The sequence below is a fragment of the Pseudanabaena sp. 'Roaring Creek' genome, from assembly GCF_001402795.1.
Taxonomy (GTDB): Bacteria; Cyanobacteriota; Cyanobacteriia; order Pseudanabaenales; family Pseudanabaenaceae; genus Pseudanabaena.
On record NZ_LIRE01000128.1, the window covers coordinates 1 to 3,614 of the forward strand.

The following is a 3,614-nucleotide window of genomic DNA, read 5'->3' on the forward strand; positions in this document are numbered from 1 at the left end:
GCATAAGTAAACTTAAAACCTAGAGGAGCGTAACGCCCGCTACGCAGGCGTTACGCTCCTCTAGGTTTTAATTACAGCAATTTTGTAAATTTCTAAATAAAGAGGGCGCAAAGCGCCCTCTTTATTTAGAAATTTAGTTAAATTGTTCTGCCCAGTTAGAAATCCAGTTAAGGGTTTTATGCACGAGTTCAGGCGTTGCTGCTTCGCAGTAGAGACGCAGCAGAGGCTCAGTACCACTAAAACGAATTAGCAGCCAACTGCCGTCAGCCAATCGAAACTTAAATCCATCGGGGGCTTGAGCTTCGATGACTTTGCGTCCAGCGATTTCTGTTAATGAGAATTGTTGGAGCGTAGAGACTAATTTCTCGCGGGCAGTCATGCCTGACAGTTTTTTGTCAATGCGATCGTAATGGGAGAAAAAATTAGTTTGCTTTTGGAGATCGCGGTATAGAACGCTTAGATCTTTGCCTGATATGGCGATCGCTTCTAATACATATAGAGCCGAGAGCAAGGCATCCCGTTCGGGAATATGATTGCCATAGCCAATGCCTCCCGATTCTTCGCCACCCAGTAAGCAAGGTGTTCCTGACAGCATTCTCTCCGCAATATACTTGTACCCAACGGGTGTTTCATATACTGGTAAATCGAAAAGGCTAGCAACCTTAGGCATCAGGTCGGAGCCACTGATGGTTTTAATCAATTCTCCTTTAAAACTACGATATTTGGCAAGATGTTCTAAGAGAATGGGAATGAGGATCTGCGAACTTAGGAAATTCCCCTCGCTATCAATAGCCGCAATGCGATCGGCATCGCCATCAAAGACAAATCCTACTAAAGTCTTTTCGGGGTGATCGCGGTGATAGGTTTTGACTTGGCGGAGAATTTCCGCGATATAACGGGGGAGGGGTTCGGGAGCGCCACCACCAAAGAGTGGATCGTTATCAGAATTAATCTCAATTAAGTTTGCTCGATCGGGCGATGGTAATTCTAAAATTTTTGCTAAACCACCTGCTGCGGCTCCATGCATTACGTCCACGAACAATGTTAACTTTCCCTCAGCGATCGCTTCTTGGATTGCCTTAATATTTACCTTGCCGCGCAGGGCTGCGCAATAACTTGCCCATGCGTCAAAGGTTTCGATCTTGCCTTTTTGGGGATTTTCATAGACAAAGTCGCCTCTTTCGAGAATTTCTTCGACTTTGAGTGTCAGATCGGGGGATACGGAACCGCCAAAAGCACCTTTGATTTTTAATCCTGAATAGTTTGCTGGGTTATGGCTAGCGGTGATTACCAATGCGCCCAAAGCTTGGCGTTCGTAAGCAGCCCAACTAAAAGCGGGGGTAGGTGCAAAGTCATCGGCAAGCAAAACATCAAAACCGATCGCCGTAACCGCTTCGGCAGTGCGTTTGGCAAAAGCATCGGACATGAAGCGGCGATCGTATCCGACGATAATCGTGTTGCTGCCTGATGCACCAAAGGTTTCACGCAAAACATGGGCAGCGATCGGCGCGACAGCGGCTAGGCGCTCGAAGGTAAAGTCGTCTGCAATAATACCTCGCCAACCATCAGTGCCGAAACGTATGGGGGGATGCAATGGGAATTTGCCGTGCATAAGCCTTTAAAATTTTCACTCTAGTAAAGTTTACCGCGAAGCATACCTCCAAATTTTGCGATCGCAATTTTGCGATCGCAATTTTGCGATCGCTTATTTGATAAGTAGTTCAGCATAATTAAAAACCAAAACCAGAGAGAGTACCGCCCGCTACGCGGGCGGTACTCTCTTCTAGGTTTTAAGTTTACTTATGCCCAGCTACTTAGATTTTTGTAGGGTTTGGTTTGTGGGAATTGTTCGCCACGTTCAACCTTGGGCATGGCGTTATGAATTATTGGCGAAAATACCAAAATATGAAAAAGAGGGTAAAATTATAGTTTGCTCTATTGATGAAAATAAGTTGACGACGCTGTGCAATCTGACTATCAATCTGACTATTTAGAACGAATCCTCAAAGCTCGCGTGTATGATGTCGCGCAAGAATCTCCCTTAGAATTTGCTCCCAATCTATCGGCAAGGTTAAATAACCGATTGTTGCTGAAAAGAGAAGATATGCAATCGGTGTTCTCATTTAAATTGCGCGGCGCTTATAACAAAATGGCGCAGTTACCATCAGAACTCCTTGCCAAGGGTGTCATCGCCGCCTCCGCAGGAAATCACGCGCAGGGCGTGGCTCTCAGCGCCCGCGAATTAGGAACCAAAGCAATTATTGTCATGCCCGTGACCACCCCCCTTGTTAAAGTCAACGCCGTAAAAATGCGCGGTGGTGAAGTGGTCTTATATGGCGATACCTACGATGATGCCTATGCCTATGCCCGTCAACTGGAGAAAGAAAAAAATCTCACGTTTATCCATCCCTTTGACGATCCCGATGTGATAGCAGGACAGGGAACGATCGGCATGGAGATCTTGCGTCAATATCAGAAGCCAATCCATGCGATTTTTGTAGCGATCGGTGGTGGTGGTCTGATTTCGGGCGTTGCTGCCTATGTAAAACGCTTGCGTCCTGAAATAAAAATTATTGGAGTGGAACCCGTAGATTCCGATGCGATGTCGCGATCGCTCAAGGCAGGACATCGAGTCCGCCTCGATCAAGTCGGTCTATTTGCCGATGGCGTTGCTGTGCGTGAAGTCGGGCAAGAGACATTTCGGCTCTGTCAGCAATATGTCGATGAGATTTTGTTAGTCGATACCGATAATACTTGCGCCGCTATTAAAGATGTCTTCGAGGATACTCGATCGATTTTAGAACCCGCTGGAGCTTTGGCGATCGCAGGAGCAAAGGCCTATGTCGAGCGCGAGGGAATCGAAGGACAAACCCTAGTAGCGATCGCTTGTGGGGCAAATATGAACTTCGATCGCCTCCGATTTGTCGCCGAACGCGCCGAACTAGGCGAACATCGCGAAGCAATCTTTGCCGTGACAATTCCCGAAGAGTCGGGCAGTTTGCGTCGATTTTGCGAACATATGCGCAAACGTAATCTCACCGAATTTAGCTATCGCATTGCCGATCGGGAAATTGCTCATATTTTTATTGGGGTACAGATTATCAATCGTGCTGATGCCGCGAAGATTTCTAAAACTTTTGCGGAGAATGGATTTACGGCGATCGAAATCACTGATGACGAACTGACCAAACTCCATTTAAGACATATGGTCGGTGGGCGATCGCCTCTTGCCCATAACGAATTGCTCTATCGCTTCGAGTTCCCAGAGCGTCCAGGAGCCTTGATGAAGTTTGTTGGTTCCATGAGTCCTAATTGGAATATCAGCCTCTTCCATTACCGCAATAATGGTGCGGATTATGGAAGGATTGTTGTTGGGATACAGGTTCCGCCTTCAGAGATGGAAGAATGGGAAGCATTCCTCGATACTCTCGGCTATCACTATTGGGATGAAAGCCAAAACCCAGTATATAAATTGTTTTTAGGTTAAGTTTAATACGATCGCTAAGAGAGATGACTTTACATCTGTCACCGTTTCTGATCGCCTCTTCTGTTATACCAATTTAAGAAATGGCTACGCCTTTTCTTATAGCTGTCGCCAAGTCTAATAGGACATA

Annotated in this window: 2 protein-coding genes; one reads left to right on the top strand and one right to left on the bottom strand. The window is 46.4% G+C overall.

Going from position 1 to position 3,614, the window contains the following annotated elements; translation table 11 throughout:
- Positions 1–133: 133 nt before the first annotated feature.
- Positions 134–1,612: a phosphoglucomutase/phosphomannomutase family protein gene (locus AC805_RS04150; RefSeq protein WP_055074242.1), complete on the bottom strand. Its 1,479-nt coding sequence runs from the start codon at positions 1,610–1,612 to the stop codon at positions 134–136.
- A gap of 351 nt (positions 1,613–1,963) precedes the next feature.
- On the opposite strand from AC805_RS04150, the gene ilvA reads away from it, so the two are divergent.
- Positions 1,964–3,487: a threonine ammonia-lyase, biosynthetic gene (gene ilvA, locus AC805_RS04155; RefSeq protein ID WP_055074243.1), complete on the top strand. Its 1,524-nt coding sequence runs from the start codon at positions 1,964–1,966 to the stop codon at positions 3,485–3,487.
- Positions 3,488–3,614 lie beyond the last annotated feature (127 nt).

Excerpts from the sequence above, each read along its gene's own strand:
- AC805_RS04150 (WP_055074242.1), bottom strand. The coding sequence starts at position 1,612 with ATGCACGGCAAATTCCCATTGCATCCCCCCATACGTTTCGGCACTGAT.